General features: G+C 53.4%; 2 protein-coding genes and 1 tRNA gene. All 3 read left to right on the top strand.

Translation table 11 applies throughout. The features are described from left to right. The first annotated feature begins 524 nt into the window (after window positions 1-524). A tRNA-Leu gene (locus tag NZ653_10055) sits at window positions 525-610 on the top strand. Window positions 611-613: 3 nt separating this feature from the next. Next, a complete protein-coding gene (locus NZ653_10050; protein MCS7287459.1) occupies window positions 614-1,651 on the top strand; it encodes a hypothetical protein in 1,038 nt (345 codons plus the stop codon). 1 nt (window position 1,652) lies between these two features. After that, window positions 1,653-2,297, top strand: a 645-nt coding sequence (locus NZ653_10045; protein MCS7287458.1) for a hypothetical protein, incomplete at its 3' end; no start/stop codon positions are given.

The raw sequence follows: 2,297 nt of genomic DNA, 5'->3' as shown, positions 1-2,297 counted from the left end.
GTGGGGAAAATTGGGGGGTCCGGGGGGCTTGCCCCCTGGCAGGGGGTCTGGGGGATGTGCCCCCAGAAACCTCAAAAAGGGAGCGATCAACCACCCTTTGCACCCCGCCCACGAGTGGGACCCAGAACCGTGGCAAACCTCAAGCTCACGAGGGTGGGGGAAAATCAGGGGTGAAGGGGGCGAAGCCCCCATCCGGGCATACCCCGGATTAACCCTTCCGCGAACTGTGGCAGGCTAATCGCCCAGGGCAAAACCTCATTAGGCTCAGGCCCATTGCCCGCCAGGGAGATTAGATACTTTGGTCTGCCTGCATGATCCTTTCCGGGTAGTGCTGAGTAGCACCAGTAGCGGCGGGCTTCTACTTTAGTGAGGGCAAACTTCTGGTTTCAAGGCGGGTTTTTTTTCCGGATCCGGCAAACGGAGAGAAGCGCCCGATTTTCACTCTCAAAGCCACCGCCTCTCCGACAGCCCCAGGCTCTTATTTTGTTTGACAGCTATTGGTTTTCCGGGTATATTAATAATAGGCCGGAGTGCTGGAACTGGAAGACAGGGCGGTCTCAAAAACCGCTGGGGTTGAGGCCCCGTGTGGGTTCGACTCCCACCTCCGGCAATTATGTTTAAAGACCTTGACGATTTTTCTTTTATAATTACTGCTCTCTTCGGGGGCTTGCTTATAGGTCTTTTATTTGGCCTTTTCACAGGGTGGGTTCTCTGGCCTGTGCAGTATGTTGATATTGACCTGGTGGACCTTTACCCTCAGTATAAGGATGATTTTGCCCTCTTAGTAAGCCACGCTTATGCCCTGGATGGGGACCTTGAAGCCGCAAAGAAACGGCTGGAAGATGCAGGTATAGCAAATCCTGGCGGCTTTTTAGCCTCTCTGGCCGAACGCTCCTTCTCGCAAGGGGAGAACATATCCACTGTTATGAACCTTGCTCGTCTGGCTGAGGCGCTGGGTTATGCCTCTTCTAACCCCCAAATTCTGGCCCTTATAGCCACTCCAACTCCCACTCCCACCAGCACCCCAACCCCAACTGCCACTCCTACCCCGACCCCCACTTTTACCCCAACCCCAACGCCGACCAGCACCCCTACTCCTGCTCCAACCCCCACTCCAAGGCCCACTCGTCCGCCCGCAACCCCTACTCCAAGGCCAACCCCCACTCCAGCTCCGCCCACACCAACCCCCACCCCTTCAGTTGATTTCAAAATCATAACTCAGAGGATACTTACCATACAGGAGAACGGTGGATGCGGCGGTAACCATAACATTTACGTTCAGGTCATTGATATAAACGGCACCCCTATTGATGGCATAGTGGTTCATGGAGTCTGGACCAAGCAAGATTACATTACTCAGGAAGAACTCTGGTGGGCTGGCGCTCCATACGGAGATCGCAATCGCGGTCGCACTAATATCCCCCTCTGGAGAGCGGGAGAACAGGTATTCGTTAAGGGCGATGTTACGGGCCGTTCTTACACCAGTGAGGTGAGCCGGGTTCTTGATACCAGAACCGCTAATATACCCATTGAAGACCTTATGGCTGGGGGATATTGCTTTTCCCCCGAAGATTGCCGCCACAAACTGGAAACAAGCCCCCTCTGCGATGGCCATTACTCTTACCTCGTAATTTTCCAGAGGCAGTGGTGAGATGACCAGAAAAATGATGGTATTAGCCTTGTTTATGGGTTTTGCCTTGGGACTGACTTTGGGTCTTTACATCTCATGGGGCTTGCTTCCAGTAAGGCATTACGAAGGTCCTCCTTCAGCCCTTAAAGAATCGCTTAAAAAGGACTATGTTTACCTCATAAGCGCGGCTTATGTCCAGGAAGGGGACCTGGCTAAGGCCCAGGAGCGCCTGAAAAGCCTCGGCTACAAAGATCTGGCTGCCATTTTACCCCAGGTCCTTTCGGAGCTTGAAGGAAGAGGAGCTCCTGAGGAAAGCCTTATGGCTCTGGCTATGCTGGCCAGAGCCCTTGGAGTTTCCCTTCCTGCCCTTCAAACTTTTCTACCTCCCCCCACTCCCATCCCAACCCCTACTCCGGCACAAATTTTGCCTCCAACTCCTACACCCACCCCTTCCCCCTCTCCAACACCAGGGCCTTCTTTTGTGCTCAAGTTTAAGGAACGGGAATGCAAGCCTGAAGGTGAACCTTCGCTAATAGAAGTAGAAGTTATCAACAGGGATGGAACACCTCTCCCGGGAGTTGAGCTCATCATTTCCTGGGAAAGAGGTGAAGAACGCATTTTTACTGGCCTGAAGCCAGGAAAAAGCCCGGGGTATGCAGACTTTGAA

The sequence above is a fragment of the Anaerolineae bacterium genome (assembly GCA_025062375.1).
Classification (GTDB): domain Bacteria; phylum Chloroflexota; class Anaerolineae; order SpSt-600; family SpSt-600; genus SpSt-600.
This window is presented reverse-complemented; position numbering and strand designations above follow the sequence as displayed.

What these genes read in the sequence shown, in the direction of transcription:
- NZ653_10050 (MCS7287459.1), top strand. Translation starts at nt 614, where the DNA reads ATGTTTAAAGACCTTGACGATTTTTCTTTTATAATTACTGCTCTCTTC.